The following is a 20,031-nucleotide window of genomic DNA, read 5'->3' as shown; positions in this document are numbered from 1 at the left end:
TTTTATTTGAATAGGTCTAATCCTGGGATATTTGGCATTCCATCTTTAGCAGCAGCAGCTAATTCAGCTTCGTTAATAGTACCTGCTTTTTCAATAGCACGGTTTAATACCATAACAAGATAATCTTCTAATTGCTCTTTATCTTCCATTAATTCATCAGCAATAGAAAGAGAACGAATAGTTCTGTTAGCTGTTAAAGTTACTTGTAACAAACCATCATTACTTTTATCGTCAATTAGAACAGTATCTAATCTTTTTTTAGTTTCTTCAATCTTCGCTTGGGTCTCTTGTAATTTACCCATCATACCCATTAAGTCTCCAAACATATCTAATGTATTAAAAATTTGTTGAGCAAAAATATTAAAATCTTTTGAAGTTCTACAGAAATGTTATAGAATACTTAAAATATAAAAAGCAGTCGTTTTTGAAAGGATGAACAAGGGACAACATTAAGGTGAAACGAGGTTATGTAATGCGATTTAGTAGGATGGGATTTTGTCTGCAATCAAAGATATCGATGATTTCAATTCTATTGTTAGGATTGTTGAACCAATAGATGATTTTGTAGATATCTTGAATGATAAAGCGAAAGCTTTGTTTTTTATCTTGTAACAAAGTTTCTATCTGTCCAAGTTCAGGAAAAGATTTTAATATTATAATCGAATCAATAATCTTCTTGATAATCTTTTTAGAAAATTCAGCACTATTCTTAATTCGCGTGAAATTATAGATAGAATGTAGTTCTTCTTTTGCAAAATCTGTCTAATAGATCGTTACTTCCATTGTTCTATTTCTGAAAGTAAAATTTCATTTGAAGTAAGACGATTATTTTTAGAGTCAGAAAGTGATTTTTCAACTCTCTCTTTCAGTTTCTGAATACTCATCACTTCTTCTATTGTATCGTCATAAGATATTGGCTCAGAATACAATAGGTTTTCTAAACGATTTATAAGTTCTTCATTTTGAACCTTTAGAAATTCTTTAATGAATTCTAATTTTCTTGTTTGTATATCCATTTATAACTTATTAATATTCAAAGTTATAAAAAATAATAACAACTAAATTGTTTTTTTAGTTGTTGATAATTAGATAGTAATTATATGCAAAATGCTATTGGTCTTATTTGGTATGCTCCCAAAATGCAAACACAATGCTCTTATTATGTTCCCATACATTTTCCATAATTCCGATGAGAGCAGTATGGTAGCATTCCAAAAACAACACATTGATTGCTGCTTAATTATAGTGGTGTAGTGTACCAATGCTATTTTCTGTATTTCAGTAAACAAGGCACTTACGGGGGTTTTGTCTATACCATGTTCGACACAAGTTCGACACAACGCCCACATTCGCTCGGAAACAGGGGGTGTTTTCCGAACATCTCTCGAATTTGTGTGGTGTCAGTCTCGAATATGGTACGACTAAAATTAAAACCATAGTTTAGTAATACTAAACGGATATTGCTGTTTTACAAGGATATCAAAGAACTTAGCAAGCTTGTATTGGGGTGATAAGCAGAACAAATGTCTGTTATATTTAATGCAAAAGTAGGAATAGCCCAAACATAGAAATCGGCAAAGCGGTTATTTTGACATCATTTGCTATCATTTGACATCATATGCACTAATTAGTCTGTCCCACTTTTGTACTCAATTCTACCTAATCCCTTATATATAAAGGGATTGAGATGGTTTTAAATGACATTTAGTCGCAAATAAGCCGTAAATAAGTCGTAATTACCTCACCTAAAGGCCTTTTTTGCGAACTAATTACGACTTAATTCCGAGGTATTTACGACTTAATGCCGTTTGAGATTGTAACGAATACTGGTTAAGAATAGCTTCGTTAATAGTACCTGCCTTTTTAATAGAACAGTCTGATACCATAACAAGATAATCTTCTAATTGTTTTTTCTCTTCCATTAATTCATCATCAGTAGAAAGAGAACAAATAGTTCTGTTAGTAGTTAACGTTACTTCTAACAAACCATCATTACTTTTATCGTCAATTAAAACAATACCTTACCATAAAAGCTTTTGTAAAGCAAGTTGTTTTGTAGAAGCTAACGTAGTGATATACTATTAATGAATTATAGATCGTTATATCTTACGAACTAACTATTAAACCATTAAAATGAAGAAAGTGATTTTTGTACTTGTTGTAATGTTTACAACTGTTTTTTACGGACAGAGCAGTGTGTCAAAGGATAATAATATAGAAGATTTGATTCATATCTGGGGTTTGGTTAAATATAAACATCCAGTAGGCAGTAGTGGCAAATTTGATATGAATGAGGAGTTTCTAAAAGCTTATGAGCAGGTTGTAACGATTAAAACACCACAAGTACTTAACGCGTTTTTTTTAGCGTGGATTAATACGTTTAACGATGATAAAAATTTGATCAAGAAAGAGGGACTTGATAAGGCTAAACTATTTACAGATAATGCAAAGTACGATTGGATAGATAGTCCTCGATTTAATGATAGTTTGAAGCAAGTACTTCGCGATTTAAGGGATAATACCAACCTTAAGTTTCATTATGCAAAACGCCATAAGGTTAATAAAATGATTGACTTTCTAAATGAAAATAAGTTAGATGGATATACGAATACAAATGCAGGACATAGAGCGTTGCTTTTGAGTTCTTTTTGGAATATGATGAAGTATTGGAACATCAATCTGTATTTAACTGACACGCCTTGGGATGAGGTATTGACAAGGTTTGTGCCTCTTTTTGAAAATACAGAAGGAAAGGAATTTGAATACACGAAAGAAAAGCTGTTTGTTGCCTTAAACGATTCACATAGTAATTATGAGGATAGCCAATATTTGAAAGATAATTTTAAATTTTATCCGGCTTTTAATGGGAAGGTTGTGAATGATTCTATTGTTGTGTATTTTTTACAGAATACAGCTATTACAGCTAAAGAAGGAATTGATGTAGGTGATATTATTTACTCGATAGATGGCTTGTCTGTTAAGAAGTATTTACAGGAAAAAGTAGGGGCTTATGTCAGTGTATCCAACGATAGTTATTTGAAAAAATATTATGAAAGTTTCTTGTTTTTGGCTTCTTCAAAAGATAAAATTACTGTAGAGGTAAAGAAAAAAGATGGTCGTTTAGAGAAGAAAGAAGTTTCGCTATACAAGTTTAATTCGATGTATGATAAAGATAAAAGTAAGAGTTTGTACAAGGAACAAGAATGGAATTTGGAAAAAGAGATAGGATATATTTCGTTAGCAACGATTACTCGTGATGAATTGAAAAAAGCGTTTGAAAAATATAAAGACACCAAGGGCATTATAATTGACTTGCGCAATTACCCTCAAAATATTAGACCGAATGATATTGCAAAATATTTGCTTCCAGAAAAGAAAAAGTTTATTTCTATTCTTGGTGTGCATAGTCCGGGTTACGGAGAAAGAAACCAAGAGTTTCCATTGAATATGATCATAGATCCTTTTGTTGTTGGTGGAAAAAATAAAAACTATTACAAAGGTAAAGTAGTACTTTTAGTTGATGGTTCGACAGGGAGTAATGCTGAGTTTATAGCAATGGCTATTCAGCAATCACCCAATTGTATCACTGTAGGAGAACAAACATTTGGGGCAGTTATGAATAGAATTGTTGTTCCCTTGTTAGATGGAACGAGTATAGATTTCACTGGAAATAGTGCGTATTATCCAGGTGATGAAAAGTATAATGTGCAGAGAAATGGGTTGAAAATTGACCATAAAGTTTCAATGAAGGCAACGCATTACGATATTTATACAGCAGAAAGGTTGGCTGTACGATTACTTGAAAGTGAATAGAATATATAAGAGGTGATGGTTTATTACCTCTTTTTTTCCCCCTTAATCTAAATGCCTAAACTTTATGTCTACAAGTTATAAAACCTTACTTTTGTACTTTTAATGAATATGATGAAAATAGATATACAAGCGCCAGTTGCTAAGGTGAAACCTCACGAGATAACGGCACACAACCATACACGAATTGACAACTACTTTTGGTTAAACGATAGAGAAGATCAAGAAGTAATTGATTACTTAAATGCAGAGAATGCATATTACCAAGAGCAAACTGCTCATACACAAGAATTCCAAAAGGATTTATTTGAAGAAATGAAAGCGAGAGTTAAGGAAGACGATAGTTCGGTTCCTTATTTCTACAATGGTTATTACTATATAACTCGCTTTGAAAAAGGGCAATGTTATCCTATTATGTCTCGTAAAAAAGGCAGTATGGAGGCAGAGGAGGAGATTCTTTTTGACTGTAACCAAATGGCAGAAGGACACGCTTATTTCCATTTACGTGGAGTAAACGTTTCTGAAGACAACCAATGGGCTGCTTATGGTGTGGATACGGTTTCGCGTAGAGAATACACACTATATGTAAAGAACTTGATTACAGGTGAGATTTCTCCGATTGAAATTACAAATACAACGGGTAGTTCTACGTGGGCTGCGGACAACAAGACGTTGTTTTACTCTCGTAAAGATGAGGTAACGCTTAGAGCAGATAAGATTTATAAACACAAATTGGGAACTGCTGTTGACCAAGATGTATTGGTGTATTTTGAGGAGGATGAAACTTTTGATACGTATGTAAGTAAAGAGAAATCACATAAATATATTGTTATTGGTTCTGAGAGTACACTGACAAGTGAGTACCGTATTTTAGAGTCTAATAACCCAGATGGAGAGTTTCGCGTTTTCCAAGAGCGTATTCGCGGTTTGGAGTACAATATTTCTCACTACGGAGAACACTTCTATGTAACAACTAACTTAGATGATGCAGACAACTTTAAGTTGATGAAATGTACAGAAACGCAAACGTCTGTTGAAAACTGGGTTGAGGTAATCCCTCATCGCGAGGATGTATTGTTAGAGGATATTGATATTTTTAAAGATTATTTGGTTATTTCTGAGCGTTCAAACGGACTTGTTCACTTGCGTATTTTACCTTGGAACAATCCTGAACAAGGGTATTATTTACCTTTCGGAAGTGAAACGTATAACGCTTATACGACAACGAATATTGACTTTGACACAGACATCTTGCGTTATGGTTACCAATCGTTAAATACGCCTGCTTCTATCATTGATTTCAATATGAAAACCAAAGAGAAAGAGGTAAAGAAGGAACAAGAGGTATTGGGAACTTTTGACAAGAACGATTACGTAGAAGAACGTATTTGGGCTACAGCGAAAGACGGAGTAGAAGTGCCTATTTCAATGGTGTACAAAAAGGGAATGAAGAAAGATGGTTCTAATCCTTTCTTGTTATACGCTTACGGTTCGTACGGATATTCGATGGAACCTTATTTTTCAACGACGCGTTTGAGTTTGTTAGACAGAGGATTTGTGTACGCAATTGCACATATTCGCGGAGGGGAAGATATGGGACGTGATTGGTATGAAGATGGTAAACTGTTAGAAAAGAAAAATACGTTTAACGACTTTATCGCTTGTTCTGAACACGTGATTAAAGAAGGATATACTTCTAAAGAACACTTGTATGCAGAGGGTGGTTCTGCAGGGGGAATGTTGATGGGAGTTATTGTGAACGAACGCCCTGATTTGTACAATGGTGTTATTGCACAAGTACCTTTTGTAGATGTGGTAACAACGATGTTAGACGACAGTATTCCGTTGACAACAGGGGAGTATGATGAGTGGGGTAACCCAAATGATAAAGAGTATTACGACTATATGTTGTCTTATTCGCCAATTGACAATGTAAAAGAGCAAGCGTATCCGAATATGTATGTATCTACGGGATTACACGATTCGCAAGTGCAGTATTGGGAACCTGCGAAGTGGATTGCTAAATTGAGAGTGATGAAAACAAATGACAATCAGTTGTTTTTAGATACAAATATGGATGCAGGACACGGAGGAGCTTCAGGTAGATTTGAAGCTTTGAAAGAAGTAGCAAAAGAGTTTGCTTTTATGTTCGATTTAGAAGGAATTACGAAATAGTTAGCACTATTTTTTAGTAAATTTGTTAGGTATAAAGGAAGTCGATACAGCAATGTGAAGGCTATAATAAAAAATAAAATTATGAAAGAAGAGATTCAAGCGTATGATAATGTATTGTCTTTTGTAGGAAATACACCTTTAGTAAAATTGCCAAAAGCAACTGCTAAGTTAGAAGGAAACTTCTACGGAAAGGTTGAGGCTTTTAATGCAGGGCATTCTGCAAAAGATAGAATTGCTTTACATATCATTGAAACAGCTGAGAAGAAAGGGATTTTAAAACCTGGAGATACGATTGTAGAAACTACTTCTGGAAACACTGGATTTAGTATTGCAATGGTAAGTGCTATTAAGGGATACAAATGTGTGTTGTCTGTTAGTGATAAATCATCTCCGGATAAAATCGATATGTTACGTGCAATGGGAGCTACAGTTTATGTATGTCCTGCTAACGTAGCGGCTGATGACCCTCGTTCATATTACGAAGTTGCAAAACGCGTACATAAAGAATTACCTGGTTCTATTTATATCAACCAATATTTTAATGAGTTGAATACGGAGGCTCATTACTTATCTACTGGTCCTGAAATATGGAACCAAACAAATGGGAAGATTACACACTTTGTTTGTTGTTCTGGTACTGGTGGTACTATTTCTGGTACTGCAAGGTTCTTAAAGGAAATGAATCCTAACGTAAAAGTATTAGGTGTTGATGCTTATGGTTCTGTATTGAAAAAATACCACGAAACAGGTGAGTTAGACCCTAATGAGATTGCTCCTTATAAAATTGAGGGATTAGGTAAAAACCTTATTCCTACTGCGACTGACTTTTCTGTAATCGACAAGTTTATGAAAGTGACAGATAAGGATGCTGCACAAGCTGCTCGTGAATTAGCACGTACAGAAGGATTGTTTTTAGGATATACTTCTGGTGCTGTGTTACAAGCAACAAGACAATATGCTGCTGAAGGTGAGTTTGACAAGGATAGTGTTGTTGTAATGTTATTCCCAGACCACGGTTCTCGTTATATGAGTAAAATTTATAGCGACTCTTGGATGGAGCAACAAGGTTTCTTAGATGGAGAACCTAAAAATGAAATCAACTACGTAAAGTAAGCTTTGCGTTATGTTATAGAAAAGCACCTCAATTGAGGTGCTTTTTTTGTATATGATAGTTAGTTTGATAGTATCATATGATACTATCAAACGATGTGTTTTTGTGTAATGAATTGGTTTTTAGTTGTTTATAAAAAAAACTGTTTTAGTTTATTTTTTCTTTCGGAAGATTAAATAATGCCGCGATAATTATAAAGCCAATTCCCGTGATAGAAGGAGGGAGCATATTCGCTTTTGTGCCTAAGTAAATCATATAAATTCCTAAAATGATTAGGAGAATAGATAGTGCTTTTTTTAACATAGTAGTTGGTTTTTATAAGGTTAAGGTATTTTCAAATATAGTTAATTATTTTAATGCGATTCTTTATATAACAGCGCTTGTGTTTGAAGAGAAGTCATAGACACTATAAAATCAAATAGTCAATAGCATCAAAGTTTTTTGAAAAAAAGATGTAACAATCAGAGTCTTTTACTCACTAATAGGGTAAACCAAAAGTAGAATTATGAAATTAGTTATAGAAAATTTAAGTAAGACTTATAAAAATGGGGTTAAAGCATTAGATGGTTTAAATTTAGAGATAGGTGCAGGAATGTTTGGGTTATTAGGACCTAATGGTGCTGGTAAATCTTCTTTGATGCGTACGATTGCTACGTTGCAAAAACCAGATAGTGGTTCTATTCATTTTGGTGATATCAATGTGTTAGAACAACAAAATGAGTTTAGAAAAATACTGGGGTATCTACCTCAAGATTTTGGTGTTTACCCGAATATGTCTGCTCTTGATTTGTTAGAGTACTTCGCACGTTTGAAAGGGATTTCAAATGCTAAACAACGCAGTGAAATTGTAAAAAGCGTATTAGATGTTACAAATTTATATGAGGTAAGACGCAAAAGTGTTAGTGGCTATTCAGGTGGAATGAAACAGCGCTTTGGAATTGCTCAGTTGTTGTTAAACGATCCTAAATTGATTATTGTAGATGAACCTACTGCGGGATTAGACCCTGCAGAAAGACACCGTTTTCTAAATGTACTTCGCGAGATTGGTAATAATAATACGGTTATCTTTTCGACGCATATCGTAGATGATGTAAACGAATTATGTCACGAGATGGCTATTTTGAACGGAGGGAAACTATTGGAAAGAAGTACGCCTAAGCAAGCAGAACAAAAGTTAGAGGGAATGATTTGGACGAAGGAGGTTGTTCGTGAAGAGGCTGAGGTGCTAAACAAAGAATTGACTATTCTTTCTGGAAAATACAACCAAGACAATAAACTAAATGTACGTGCTTACTCACAAAACTCTTTAGCTGATGCTGGATTTACACAAGTGAAACCAAACTTAGAGGATGTTTATTTTGTGGCACTTAAAAACGATTAAGCTATGTTTGGAACTATTTTTTCTTTTGAGCTTAAACGTTGGTTTAAGAACTGGACCTTTTATTTGTACATAGCGATATTTTTTACCTTGTGTTTTTTCGCAATGGTTAGTTCATTGGGAATGTTTGACTCCGTGAAGAATACGACAAGCTCATTGCGTTTTGTCAATTCGCCTTTAATGTTAAACTCTTTCATCTATAGCTTTAATTCGCTGTTGTACTTTTTGTTTCCATCTATTATTGGGGCTTCAATATACAGGGATTACAAGTATAATGTGCATCACGTACTTTATGCTTATCCATTCTCTAAAGTTGACTATTTAGCAGGTAAATTCTTGAGTTCATTCTTGGTTACCCTGATGATTTCACTGTCTATGGGAGTAGCTGCGTTTATCGCTACGCTTTTACCGTGGGCAAATGAGACGTTGGTTGGACCAAATAATATTATGAACTATGTACAAGTGTATTTGTTCAATGTCATTCCGAATATGCTGTTTATGGGGGCTATTGTGTTTACAGTAGTTACCTTGACTCGAAATGTGTACATCGGTTTTGTAGTTATTTTGATATTAATCATCTTACAAGGTGTTGTAAGTGGTATAGCTTCTGATTTAGACAATCGTGTGGTAGCAGCGTTGATTGATCCGACAGGCGGACAAGCTTTGCGTTATTACACACAATATTGGACCGTAAATGAGATGAATTACAACGGACTTCCGTTAGAAAAATGGTTTATCATCAACCGTTTAATATGGTTAGGTGTTACTGCCTTTTTCTTACTGTTGTTAGGAAAGATGTTCCGTTTTTCTCAACACCCAATGACATTGTCTTTTGGTAAAAAAGTAAAAGGAGAACGCGTTACTAAAAACAACTTTATCGGAATCTTTAAAATTGAATTGCCGAAAGTTACTTACGATTACTCGTGTAAAAGAGATTGGACTAATGTATGGGCGTTTACAAAACTTGATTTTAAATATTTAGCGAAGAATAGAGTATTCTTAATCTTAATAGGTGTTGGAATATTGTTTATGGTATCTGTAGGTAGATTTGCTATGACGATGTACGGTACTAAAACATTCCCATTAACGCGTAGTATCTTAGAAATACCAGGAAGCACGTTTGATTTGTTTATCTTGATTATGACGTTCCTTGGTTCTGGATTATTAGTACAAAGAGGTTCGTTGTCTAAAATGAACTTATTAGTAGATTCAACAGCTACACCAAACTGGGTGTTCTTTGTCTCTAAGTTTTTTGCCTTAATAGCATTGCAGTTTGTATTGTTATTAGTGATTATGATAACGGGAATAGGAATTCAAATTTACAATGGTTATTACCAATTTGAAATAGGCTTGTATCTGCGTAGTTTACTTGCTTTTTCGTGGGTAGGTTATATCATTTGGGCGTTGTTTAGTATTGCTGTTCAAACGGTGTTTAGAAACTATATCATTGGTTTCTTTGTGTTGTTAGTCTTATCTATTGCTTGGCCTGAATTGACGGCTATAGGAATAGAACAACAACTGTTTTTCTTTAATGACTTACCAATGTCTTCTTATTCAGATATGAATGGTTTTGGCAGTGGAGCAACGAAGTTCTATATCTATGCTTTTTACTGGCTGTTATTTGTTTGTTTCTTAGGTGGATTGACTTTATTGTTTTGGAGAAGAGGAACATTCGGTAGTTTAAAAGAGCGTATTTTTTATGCAAAACAACGAGCAAATGCATTGATTGTTGTACCAACAGTGTTGTGTTTAGTAGGTTTCTTATCAATAGGTGGTTATTTGTATTATGAAGCGTCTGTACTGAATACTTACCATTCAGCGAAAGAAATGGAGTTGCTTCAAGTGGAATATGAAAAGACGTATAAAAAGTATGCTTCGTTAGTGTTACCTCGTATTGTTGATGTAAAAGTGGACTTTGATATTTTTCCTAATACGCGTGATTTCTCTGCAAAAGGGGTGTATGTGTTGAAGAATAAATCTACTCAAGCAGTAGATAGTTTACTTGTTAATTATTTGGTTGATTATAAGAATACGATAGCGATTGAAGGAGCTGACTTCTTGTCTCAAGATAGTGTGCAAGGGTTGCAGTTTTACCGTTTTAAAACACCACTTCAACCTGGTGATTCTGTAAAGATGACATTTACTGTTGCTAATAAACCGAATACGTTACTGCGTTCAAATTCTCCTGTCTTAGAGAATGGTACTTTTATCAATAATAGTATATTTCCATCTTTAGGGTATAGCGAAAGAGGTGAGTTAACCGATGATGAGGTACGTAAGAAATACGATTTACAGCCGAAAGAGCGTATGGCAAAGCAATCGGATAAAAAGGCGTTGCAAAATACGTATATCAGTAGTGATTCTGATTGGATTCGATTTGAAACAACTGTAAGCACAGCAGCTGACCAAATTGCAATTGCTCCTGGGTATTTGCAAAAAGAGTGGACAGAAGGCGATAGACGTTATTTCCACTATAAGATGGACCAAAAGATGTTGAACTTCTATGCGTTTAATTCTGGACGATATGAAGTGAAATCAGAGAAGTGGAATGACATCAATATAGAAGTGTACTATCACAAAGGACATCCATATAATATAGATCGTATGATTTCAGGTGTGAAAAAGTCATTAGCTTATTATAGCAAAGAGTTTAGTCCTTACCAACATAAACAAGCGCGTATTATTGAGTTTCCATTGACAATGGGATCATTTGCTCAATCCTTTGCCAATACAATTCCTTTTTCAGAAACAATTGGGTTTGTAGCAGATGTAGATGAGACAGATGAGAATGCAGTAGATTATCCTTTCTCTGTTACTTCTCACGAGGTAGCACATCAATGGTGGGCACATCAAGTGATTGGAGGAAACGTACAAGGAGTAACGATGTTATCAGAGAGTTTGTCTGAATATAGTTCGCTTAAAGTATTAGAGCAAGAATATGGGAAAGGACAAATGCGTCGTTTCTTAAAAGATGCGTTAGATGGTTATTTAAGAGGAAGAGGTAGCGAGAGAAAGAAAGAACAACCATTGATGTATAACGAGAATCAGCAATACATCCACTATAACAAAGGGTCGTTAGTATTCTATACGTTGAGTGATTATATTGGAGATGATAAGCTAAATGGTACGTTGAAAGCATATATTAAAAAGGTTGCTTTTCAAGAGGCTCCTTTTACAACAACAGCGGAGTTAGTAGCCGATTTAAAAGTAGCTACACCAGATTCGTTGCAATATATGATTAAAGATATGTTTGAAACGATTACACTTTACGATAATTACGTTGATAAAGCTGAGGTTAAAAAGTTAGACAACGGCAAGTATGAAGTGAAGATAAAGGCTTTTGTGAGTAAACACAGAGCAGGTGAAAAAGGAGAGAAGTTGTATGCCGATAAGGGAGATAAACAATTAACTTTTAAAGGAGATAAGGACTTGATGATAGAATCACTTCCTTTAGCAGATTATGTTGAGGTAGGTGTTTTTGCAAAGGTTGATAAGTCAAAAGAGACAAGCGATAAGAAGTCGAAAGACGAAAAGGTGCTTTACTTGAAAAAAGTAAAGATAACTGCAATTGAAAATGAGTTTACAATTATTGTAGATGAAGAACCAACAGAGGTTGGTATAGATCCGTATTACAAATTGATTGATACTCGTTCTTTTGACAACCGTAAGAAGTTGTAATAAATTAAGTATATTTTGTAAAGGAGCTTTCCATTGTGAAGGCTCCTTTTTTTGTGTACTTAACTATAGTATAGCAGAAGTTAGGTGTAATAATACTTCAGATAATCCAATTCGTTTTGATAGTAAATAGAACTTGTTTTTCAATGCTATTACAGCTGAATTATAGGCATAAAAAAAAAGAGACTGTATTGCTACAATCTCTTTTTTTATAACTCTCAGAAAGTTGATTATCTTCTTCTTTCTTTGATTTTTGCTTTTTTACCAGTAAGTTCTCTGAAGTAGAAGATACGAGCTCTACGAACTTTACCTCTTTGATTAACTTCGATTTTTTCTAAAGCTGGCATGTTTACAGGGAAGATACGCTCTACACCTACGTTTCCAGACATTTTACGGATAGTAAAAGTCTCAGTAGCTCCAGAACCTCTTCTTTGAATAACTACACCTTTAAAGAACTGAGTTCTTTTTTTCTCACCCTCTTTAATTTCGTAGTAAACTGTGATAGTATCTCCTGCGTTGAATTCAGGAAAATCTTTTTTTGCAACTAATTCGTCTTGAACGAATTTCATTAAATCTGCCATTGTAATAATGTATAATGTGTTAATCTTAGAACAACATACACGGACCTCGCCAGAGGTTGGTCTAAATCGAGTGCAAATATAAAAAATAAAACAGAATAACAAGTAATTATTTTTTAATAATAACTGCTTGTTATTCTGTTTGTTAGTTTTTTATTCCTTTGTTTTCGCTATTTTTTGCTACTTGTATTCTTACTTTTGATTTGAAGTCTTAAAAAACAACATTAGTAAGGATGTAGTGTAATAGTTTAGGGAAAGAATATTTTAGAACCTATTCTCTATCTAATAAATCAGGTCTTCTGTTTTTTGTATGCTCATACGCTTTATCTTCTCTCCACTTATCAATAGCAGCGAAGTTTCCACTTAATAGAATATCAGGAACTTTCCATCCTTTGTATTCCGCTGGTCTTGTGTAAATAGGAGGAGCAAGTAAGTTATCTTGGAAACTATCTGTCAGTGCTGAGGTTTCATTGCTCAATACACCTGGAACTAAACGGATGATAGCATCACATAAAATTGCTGCTCCAAGTTCACCACCAGATAGTACATAATCACCAATAGAGATTTCTTTAGTAATGAAATGGTCACGTACACGTTGATCCACCCCTTTGTAATGTCCACAAAGGATAATGATGTTCTTCAACATTGACATTCCATTAGCCATCTGTTGGTTTAATGTTTCTCCATCAGGAGTCATATAAATAATTTCGTCGTATTCTCTTTCTGCTTTAAGTGCTGTGATACATTTGTCAATTGGTTCAACACTCATTACCATTCCCGCACCACCACCAAATTGGTAGTCATCTACATTCTTATGCTTATTGGTACTATAATCACGTAAGTTGTGAAAATGTACTTCTACTAATCCTTTAGTAATTGCTCTTTTTAAAATAGAAGCTTGAAAAGGACTTTCTATTAGTTCTGGTAAAACTGAAATAATATCTATGCGCATAATAAATGTGAAATTTTGGCAAATGTACAATCGAAATCTTAGTTAACAAAATTGTATTAGTGTGCCTGACTTTTTGAAAATAATTGAATGATGATTACTCCTACAATAATAAAGGCAATTCCGATTAAAGCAGGAACGTCTAATTTTTGTTTGTAGATAAAGTAAGCAGCTACAGTTACTAATACAATTCCAATTCCTGACCACAAAGCATAAGCGATACCAATTGGAATGGTACGCAAGGTTAAGCTTAGAAAGTAAAAAGCACCTGCATAACCTACAATTGTTACAATTGTCGGAAGTAACTTAGTGAAGTTATGACTCGCTTTTAGTGTGCTGGTTGCTATAGTTTCTAATAAAATAGCAACTAATAAGAATAGAATGTTCTTCAAGTTTTTTTGGCAAAAATATCAATTAAGCGGTAGATATATAGTTTTTTAGTATTTTTTTGAGACTCTTTAGTTTATAGGTAATTCTTATGCTATTTATCTAAGAGTTGTAATAATTATCTATTTTGCTTTTTGGCATTAGAATTGTTTTTCTGAATTGCTATACTTTTGTAACATGAGTTTATCTAAATCGAATGTTTTATTTATGGCTGCAATTACGGGGTTAATTGTAGCAAATTTATATTATTGTCAACCTTTAATTCCGTTAATAGCAGATGAGTTTGGTGTTTCAGAATCGTCTGCAGGTACTTTGACGTATTTAACACAAGCAGGATATGCAATAGGAATGTTTCTAATGATTCCCCTTGGTGATAAATTAGAACGCAAGAAGCAAATTATATTCACTACTATTTTAGCAACGATTGCTTTAGCCTTAACGGCTGTAGTAAAGAACTTTTTAGTATTGCAAATCATTAGCTTTATACTCGGTGCCACGTCTATTGTACCTCAATTAGTTTTACCAATGGCGGCGAGTTTGTCGTCAGATGAACAAAGGGGAAAGGTAATCGGAACTGTAGTCAGTGGTTTGTTGATAGGAATATTGTTTTCAAGAACAATAAGTGGTTTTGTGGGTGTATGGTTAGGATGGAGAGGTATGTTTTGGATTGCTACAGCCGTTAGTGTTCTTTTAGTAATAATGATTCAAATAAGATTACCACAGAATAAACCTGTGTTTACGGGGAATTTAATGGACTTATATAAGTCGCTGTTTGTGTTGATAAAACAAGAGCCTGTTTTAAGAGAAGCAACAGGAATAACGAGTTTAGCTTTTGCTCAATTTGGTGCTTTTTGGACTACAATGGTTTTGTTGTTACACAATGAACCCTTTGGTTATGATTCAGCGTTGATAGGTGCTTTTGGATTAATAGGAGCTTGTGGTGCCTTTGCAGCTCCATTGGTTGGAAAAATAGGAGGAGCAGGAGGCGCGAGAAAATTGATACTTTATGGCATACTTATGACAGGTTTAAGTTTTCTTGTTTTTTACTTTTCAAGCACTTCAGTTATAGGGTTGATTATAGGTATTGTGTTGATTGACTTAGGATTGCAGACAATTCATGTGTCTAATCAAACCCGTATTTACTCTTTATTACCAGAAGCCAGAAATAGATTAAATACTGTCTATATGTCATTTAGTTTCCTTGGAACTGCGTTTGGCTCGGCTTTTGGTTTATATTTGTGGAAATATTTCGGATGGAGTGGGGTTTGCATTGGCGGAATGGCTTTAGCAGGGATGTCTTTTGTGATTTATCTGCGCTCAAGAAGAAATTAGAAAGTATAAAACAGCTTTTTTTTGAATAAAAGAAAGCGTCATTTTAAATGCAAAATATAATAAACAATGGAAAACGGTATTTACGCAAAGTTTAACACGTCAAAAGGAGAAATCTTAGTAAAGTTAACAGAGGATAAAACACCAGGAACAGTAGGTAACTTCGTAGCTTTAGCAGAAGGAAATCTTGAGAATAATGCTCGTCCACAAGGGAAACCTTACTACGATGGGTTAAAATTCCATAGAGTTATTCCAGACTTTATGATTCAAGGAGGATGTCCTCAAGGTACAGGTTCAGGTGGACCAGGTTACCAATTTGACGATGAATTCCACCCTTCATTAAGACACGATACTCCAGGAGTATTATCTATGGCTAATGCAGGACCTGGAACAAATGGTTCTCAGTTCTTCATTACTCACGTTGCAACTCCTTGGTTAGATGGTAAACACACTGTTTTCGGACACGTAGTTGCTGGACAAGATGTAGTTGATGCAGTAGCTCAAGGAGATCTTATCGAGTCAATCGAAATCGTTAGAGTAGGTGCAGATGCTGAAAAATTTAATGCAGTTGAAGCTTTCAGAGTTTTTGAAGGATCAAGAGCAAGAAGAGAACAAGATGCTAAAATTGCAGCTGATAAAGCAGTAGAAGAATTAGCAGCAGGATTTGAAACTACAGAAAGTGGTTTACGTTACCAAATGATTATCAAAGGTACTGGTAAAAAAGCAGAGAAAGGTAAAATCGTTTCTGTACACTACAAAGGTACTTTAGCTGATGGTAAAGAGTTTGATAACTCATTCAAACGTAAAAAACCAATCGAGTTTCCTTTAGGACAAGGTTATGTTATCGAAGGATGGGACGAAGGAATTGCTTTGTTACAAGTTGGAGATAAAGCAAGATTCATTATCCCTTCTTACTTAGGATACGGTGAAAACGGAGCAGGTGGAGTTATTCCTCCAAATGCTACTTTAGTATTCGACGTAGAATTAATGGACGTAAAATAAGATAAAATATTTTTGAACTCCCAGTCTTCGGATTGGGAGTTTTTTCTTTATAAAATCAGCGATTTATGAAACAAGAATTGATGGCTTGTCACGAGCGTATTAAGCCGTATATACACAATACTCCTATTATGGAGTCAGGGCATATAGAAAACTTTTTGGGTAGTGATTTGTATTTTAAATGTGAAAACTTTCAACGTGCTGGTGCGTTTAAAATGCGTGGTGCGATTAATTCTGTTCTACAATTAAGTGACGAACAAAGAGAAAAGGGTGTTATCACACACTCGTCAGGTAACTTTGCGCAAGCATTAGCGTTAGCGTGTCGTTATTTGAATGTCAAGTGTTATGTTGTTATGCCTCACGATGCCCCGGCAGTAAAGAGAAATGCTGTTATGGTTTACGGAGGAGATATTCACGAATGTTCTCCAACTATGGAGTCAAGAGAGCGCGTGAGTAAGCAAATTATGGATGAAACAGGTGCAACGTTTATACATCCGTCAAATGATATGAATGTGATTCTTGGACAAGGAACTGCAGCAATGGAGTTTTTAGAAGATCATCCGGATTTAGATGTCATTATTACGCCAGTAGGTGGAGGTGGACTTATTGCTGGAACATCGCTTGCTGCCAAACATTTTGGTAAAGAGGGAATTGTTGTAATCGGTGGAGAACCACTTGAAGCAGATGATGCTTTCCGCTCTTTGGTAAGTGGACAAATTGAAGGCAATTTGACGATTAATACGATTGCAGATGGTCTACGAACACAATTAGGAGATATTACATTTCCGATTATAAAAGACAATGTAGAAAGTATTGTAAGAGTTCGTGAGAACGAAATAATCAGTGCAATGCGTGTTATTTGGGAACGTATGAAAATTATTGTAGAACCAAGTAGTGCTGTGGCATTAGCAGTGTTAATTAAAGAACGCCCACAATTCAGTGGTAAAAAAGTAGGAATTATATTAACGGGTGGTAATGTTGATTTAGACAACTTGCCATTTGATTAATTCGCGATATTAAATGAAAAAGGGAAAGATGATTATCTTTCCCTTTTTTTATGCTTTTTCAATTGCTTTTTTACGTTTAGGCAATTGTATGTTTTTTCTACCAAAATACAATCCAGCTATAATCAATATACCTCCTAATATTTGAAGTAACCCTAAGTATTCCCCATCTAATAATCCCCAACAAAAAGCGATTAGAGGCATTAATAGAGAAACAGATGATGCAAAGCTTGCATTGGTTTCGTTGATTAATTTATAGTAAAAGATATTTGCTAAAGCACTTCCGAATAAAGCTAATAAGAATACAAAACCAATTCCTTTTAAAGCTTCAGGATGTTCTAAAATAGTTTGAAAGAACCCCGAACTAATTAAGACAATTAATGCAGGTACGAGAAGTACTAATTCTATGAAGGCTGTCCATACAATAGGAGGAATATCTCCCATATATTTCTGAGTCAATAAACCACTATACGCATACATTAGCGCAGCTATAATAAGAAGTAAGTGGTAGAACCATTCATTAGGTACAGCAACACTATTTTCAGGTGATTGTAATAATAAGACAACACCTATAAAAGCAAACAAGACTCCTAATACTTCGCCCAGGTGTGTTTTGTATTTAAAGAACATGACACCTAATACAATTACAAAAATAGACATAAGAGCATTTAAAATACCGGCAATTGAGCTATTCAAGTGTACTTCTGCAATTGGGAATAAGAACATTGGAATAAAACTACCTACTACAGCTGTTAGAAATAACCAAGGAAAGTTTTTCTTAGGCATTTTCTTAATGTGTTTAACTGAAATGGGAAGTAAGAATAAACCAGCTAATGTAATTCTTAGTGCTCCAACTTGTATGGGTGTAAAGTATTCTATACCTCGTTTAATCAGAATAAACGATGATCCCCATACTAGAGAAAGTATAAATAAAGTAACCCAGTGTTTTAGTTTTATTTGCAAGACGATTTGATTGATAAGTGAAAAGCGAAGATAAAAAAAAAGACCGCAATATAATTGCAGTCTTTTCTGTATTTAGTAAGCTTTTAATTAAGCTTGTTTTTTTCTTGTGTCTAATTCTCCGAAGTACATCTCTTGGAAAGTTTTATTAACTCCATGTTCAATACGTTTGTGGAAAGTTTTAGCGTCGATTTGTTTAGGATCTTCATATCCACAAGCACTAATGAATTCACCTAAAGCTTTCATTGTATTTTTGTGGAAGTTAGCTACACGCATTCTCTTATCAGTAATATCTAAACCTTTATAAAGAGTTTCATCTTGTGTTGCAATACCTACTGGACAATATCCGCTATCACATTGTAAAGCTTGGATACATCCTAAAGCGAACATCATACCACGAGCACTGTAACAAGCATCAGCACCTAAAGCCATTGCTTTAGAAATATCAAATGCAGAGATGATACGACCAGAAGCTAATAATTTCACTTTATCTCTTAAACCGTTTTCGATTAATGTTTTGTTAGCAAACACTAAAGCATCATTTAATGCCATACCCATATAATCAATAAACTCTAATGGAGCAGCTCCTGTTCCTCCTTCAGCACCATCAATAGTGATAAAGTCAGGGTGGATACCTGTTTCAAGCATTGCATTAACGATATCTAAGAACTCGTCTTTTTTACCGATACAAATTTTGAAACCAACTGGTTTACCATTAGATAATTTTCTAAGTTTAGCTACAAAATTAATTAATTCAGTAGAGTTAGAAAATGCAGTATGTCCAGATGGAGAGTGAACTGTTGTATGAGGAGTAATACTTCTAATAGCAGCAATTTCTGGTGTGTTTTTTTCAGCAGGAAGTAATCCTCCGTGTCCAGGTTTAGCCCCTTGAGAAAGTTTTAACTCAATCATTTTAACTTCAGGGTAGTTAGAACGCTCTTCGAATAAAGCTTCATTGAAGAAACCTTTCTCATCACGACATCCGAAGTAACCAGTACCAATTTGCCAGATTAAATCACCTCCAGAACGGTGGTATTGACTAATACCTCCCTCACCAGTATTGTGAGCAAATCCTCCAATTTTAGCACCTTCGTTTAAAGCAGTAATAGCTTTTTTACTCAATGCACCGTAACTCATTGCACTAATGTTGTAAACACTTGCACTATAAGGTTGTGTACATTGGTCACCACCGATTAAAGTTCTAAAGTTTGTATCAGAAATGTGTTTTGGATATACAGAGTGTGCTGCCCATTCATAACCTAAACGGTTAGGGTCATCTTGCATACCAAAAGACACTGTTTGTTTTTCGTTTTTCGCTCTTTGGTAAACAATAGAACGCTCACGTCTATTAAAAGGTTTACCATCTAATTCACCTTCCCAGAAGTATTGACGCATTTCAGGTCTGATAGACTCAAACATATATCTGAAACGAGCAAAGATTGGGTAGTTTTTACGAATTGTGTGTTTATTTTGTGTAACGTCTGTAAAAGCAAGTGTTGCAAGAATACCTGAAATAACTAAGTTAACAATGCTTGCAGTAGATGGGGTAGGGTTCAAAGAAAGAACGACAGATACTACAGAATAAAGTAAATAAATTACTACAATGGCAACAGTTAATTGCCCAAATGTAAATCGATTTAAAAATTTTTTGTGAAACATAAAATAGAATTTAATGT

Annotated in this window: 16 protein-coding genes and 1 pseudogene; 8 read left to right on the top strand and 9 right to left on the bottom strand. The window is 34.6% G+C overall.

Features of this window, described 5'->3' with window-relative positions:
* Positions 1-2: 2 nt before the first annotated feature.
* The 4 genes and pseudogenes from AABL81_RS04580 to AABL81_RS04570 form a co-directional block, all read right to left on the bottom strand.
* Positions 3-326 carry a YbaB/EbfC family nucleoid-associated protein gene (locus AABL81_RS04580; RefSeq protein ID WP_090408745.1) on the bottom strand — a complete coding sequence of 108 codons (324 nt, stop codon included), beginning with the start codon at positions 324-326 and terminating at the stop codon, positions 3-5.
* Positions 327-465: 139 nt separating this feature from the next.
* Positions 466-741: pseudogene (locus tag AABL81_RS13560) on the bottom strand (type II toxin-antitoxin system RelE/ParE family toxin); the annotation flags it as partial.
* A 32-nt stretch (positions 742-773) separates the two neighbouring features.
* On the bottom strand, positions 774-1,016 hold the full coding sequence (locus tag AABL81_RS04575; RefSeq protein WP_158210338.1) for a hypothetical protein: 243 nt from the start codon (positions 1,014-1,016) through the stop codon (positions 774-776).
* A gap of 753 nt (positions 1,017-1,769) precedes the next feature.
* Positions 1,770-1,985, bottom strand: coding sequence for a hypothetical protein (locus tag AABL81_RS04570; RefSeq protein WP_341340449.1), 216 nt, complete (start codon positions 1,983-1,985; stop codon positions 1,770-1,772).
* A gap of 148 nt (positions 1,986-2,133) precedes the next feature.
* Between AABL81_RS04570 and AABL81_RS04565 the strand changes: the two genes are divergently transcribed.
* The 5 genes from AABL81_RS04565 (at position 2,134) to AABL81_RS04545 (ending at position 12,152) form a co-directional block, all read left to right on the top strand.
* Positions 2,134-3,813, top strand: coding sequence for a S41 family peptidase (locus AABL81_RS04565; RefSeq protein ID WP_341340448.1), 1,680 nt, complete (start codon positions 2,134-2,136; stop codon positions 3,811-3,813).
* Between the two features lie 111 nt (positions 3,814-3,924).
* Complete coding sequence (locus AABL81_RS04560) at positions 3,925-5,985, top strand: S9 family peptidase (protein ID WP_341340479.1); 2,061 nt, start codon at positions 3,925-3,927, stop codon at positions 5,983-5,985.
* An 81-nt stretch (positions 5,986-6,066) separates the two neighbouring features.
* Complete coding sequence (locus AABL81_RS04555) at positions 6,067-7,098, top strand: PLP-dependent cysteine synthase family protein (protein ID WP_158210341.1); 1,032 nt, start codon at positions 6,067-6,069, stop codon at positions 7,096-7,098.
* Between the two features lie 503 nt (positions 7,099-7,601).
* A complete protein-coding gene (locus tag AABL81_RS04550; protein ID WP_090408735.1) occupies positions 7,602-8,477 on the top strand; it encodes an ABC transporter ATP-binding protein in 876 nt (291 codons plus the stop codon).
* Between the two features lie 3 nt (positions 8,478-8,480).
* Positions 8,481-12,152 carry an ABC transporter permease/M1 family aminopeptidase gene (locus AABL81_RS04545; protein ID WP_341340447.1) on the top strand — a complete coding sequence of 1,224 codons (3,672 nt, stop codon included), beginning with the start codon at positions 8,481-8,483 and terminating at the stop codon, positions 12,150-12,152.
* A 227-nt stretch (positions 12,153-12,379) separates the two neighbouring features.
* Here AABL81_RS04545 and rplS read toward each other — a convergent pair whose 3' ends face one another.
* The 3 genes from rplS to AABL81_RS04530 all read right to left on the bottom strand — a co-directional run bounded on the left by rplS (position 12,380) and on the right by AABL81_RS04530 (position 14,068).
* Positions 12,380-12,730, bottom strand: coding sequence for a 50S ribosomal protein L19 (gene rplS, locus AABL81_RS04540; RefSeq protein WP_158210345.1), 351 nt, complete (start codon positions 12,728-12,730; stop codon positions 12,380-12,382).
* A 268-nt stretch (positions 12,731-12,998) separates the two neighbouring features.
* On the bottom strand, positions 12,999-13,679 hold the full coding sequence (gene trmD / locus AABL81_RS04535; protein WP_090408726.1) for a tRNA (guanosine(37)-N1)-methyltransferase TrmD: 681 nt from the start codon (positions 13,677-13,679) through the stop codon (positions 12,999-13,001).
* 56 nt (positions 13,680-13,735) lie between these two features.
* Positions 13,736-14,068, bottom strand: a complete 333-nt coding sequence (locus AABL81_RS04530; RefSeq protein ID WP_158210346.1) for a DMT family transporter — start codon at positions 14,066-14,068, stop codon at positions 13,736-13,738.
* A 172-nt stretch (positions 14,069-14,240) separates the two neighbouring features.
* Between AABL81_RS04530 and AABL81_RS04525 the strand changes: the two genes are divergently transcribed.
* From AABL81_RS04525 to AABL81_RS04515, 3 genes are all read left to right on the top strand, one after another.
* The gene (locus tag AABL81_RS04525) at positions 14,241-15,395 is read left to right on the top strand and encodes an MFS transporter (protein ID WP_158210347.1); all 1,155 of its coding nucleotides are present in this window, start codon (positions 14,241-14,243) and stop codon (positions 15,393-15,395) included.
* Positions 15,396-15,461: 66 nt separating this feature from the next.
* Complete coding sequence (locus tag AABL81_RS04520) at positions 15,462-16,394, top strand: peptidylprolyl isomerase (protein ID WP_158210348.1); 933 nt, start codon at positions 15,462-15,464, stop codon at positions 16,392-16,394.
* A gap of 65 nt (positions 16,395-16,459) precedes the next feature.
* Positions 16,460-17,398, top strand: a complete 939-nt coding sequence (locus AABL81_RS04515) for a pyridoxal-phosphate dependent enzyme (RefSeq protein WP_158210349.1) — start codon at positions 16,460-16,462, stop codon at positions 17,396-17,398.
* Between the two features lie 48 nt (positions 17,399-17,446).
* Here the strand turns inward: AABL81_RS04515 and AABL81_RS04510 are convergent, their stop codons facing one another.
* Positions 17,447-18,358 carry a DMT family transporter gene (locus tag AABL81_RS04510; protein WP_341340446.1) on the bottom strand — a complete coding sequence of 304 codons (912 nt, stop codon included), beginning with the start codon at positions 18,356-18,358 and terminating at the stop codon, positions 17,447-17,449.
* Between the two features lie 87 nt (positions 18,359-18,445).
* Positions 18,446-20,014, bottom strand: coding sequence for an FMN-binding glutamate synthase family protein (locus AABL81_RS04505; RefSeq protein WP_341340445.1), 1,569 nt, complete (start codon positions 20,012-20,014; stop codon positions 18,446-18,448).
* Positions 20,015-20,031: the final 17 nt, after the last annotated feature.

The organism is Myroides sp. C1519, from assembly GCF_038039755.1.
In the GTDB taxonomy this organism is placed as follows: Bacteria; Bacteroidota; Bacteroidia; order Flavobacteriales; family Flavobacteriaceae; genus Flavobacterium; species Flavobacterium phaeum_A.
This window is presented reverse-complemented; position numbering and strand designations above follow the sequence as displayed.

What these genes read in the sequence shown, in the direction of transcription:
- AABL81_RS04505 (WP_341340445.1), bottom strand. Translation starts at nt 20,014, where the DNA reads ATGTTTCACAAAAAATTTTTAAATCGATTTACATTTGGGCAATTAACT.
- AABL81_RS04550 (WP_090408735.1), top strand. Translation starts at nt 7,602, where the DNA reads ATGAAATTAGTTATAGAAAATTTAAGTAAGACTTATAAAAATGGGGTT.
- AABL81_RS04520 (WP_158210348.1), top strand. Translation starts at nt 15,462, where the DNA reads ATGGAAAACGGTATTTACGCAAAGTTTAACACGTCAAAAGGAGAAATC.
- rplS (WP_158210345.1), bottom strand. Translation starts at nt 12,730, where the DNA reads ATGGCAGATTTAATGAAATTCGTTCAAGACGAATTAGTTGCAAAAAAA.
- AABL81_RS04580 (WP_090408745.1), bottom strand. Translation starts at nt 326, where the DNA reads ATGTTTGGAGACTTAATGGGTATGATGGGTAAATTACAAGAGACCCAA.
- AABL81_RS04555 (WP_158210341.1), top strand. Translation starts at nt 6,067, where the DNA reads ATGAAAGAAGAGATTCAAGCGTATGATAATGTATTGTCTTTTGTAGGA.
- AABL81_RS04545 (WP_341340447.1), top strand. Translation starts at nt 8,481, where the DNA reads ATGTTTGGAACTATTTTTTCTTTTGAGCTTAAACGTTGGTTTAAGAAC.
- trmD (WP_090408726.1), bottom strand. Translation starts at nt 13,679, where the DNA reads ATGCGCATAGATATTATTTCAGTTTTACCAGAACTAATAGAAAGTCCT.
- AABL81_RS04565 (WP_341340448.1), top strand. Translation starts at nt 2,134, where the DNA reads ATGAAGAAAGTGATTTTTGTACTTGTTGTAATGTTTACAACTGTTTTT.
- AABL81_RS04575 (WP_158210338.1), bottom strand. Translation starts at nt 1,016, where the DNA reads ATGGATATACAAACAAGAAAATTAGAATTCATTAAAGAATTTCTAAAG.
- AABL81_RS04515 (WP_158210349.1), top strand. Translation starts at nt 16,460, where the DNA reads ATGAAACAAGAATTGATGGCTTGTCACGAGCGTATTAAGCCGTATATA.
- AABL81_RS04560 (WP_341340479.1), top strand. Translation starts at nt 3,925, where the DNA reads ATGAAAATAGATATACAAGCGCCAGTTGCTAAGGTGAAACCTCACGAG.
- AABL81_RS04525 (WP_158210347.1), top strand. Translation starts at nt 14,241, where the DNA reads ATGAGTTTATCTAAATCGAATGTTTTATTTATGGCTGCAATTACGGGG.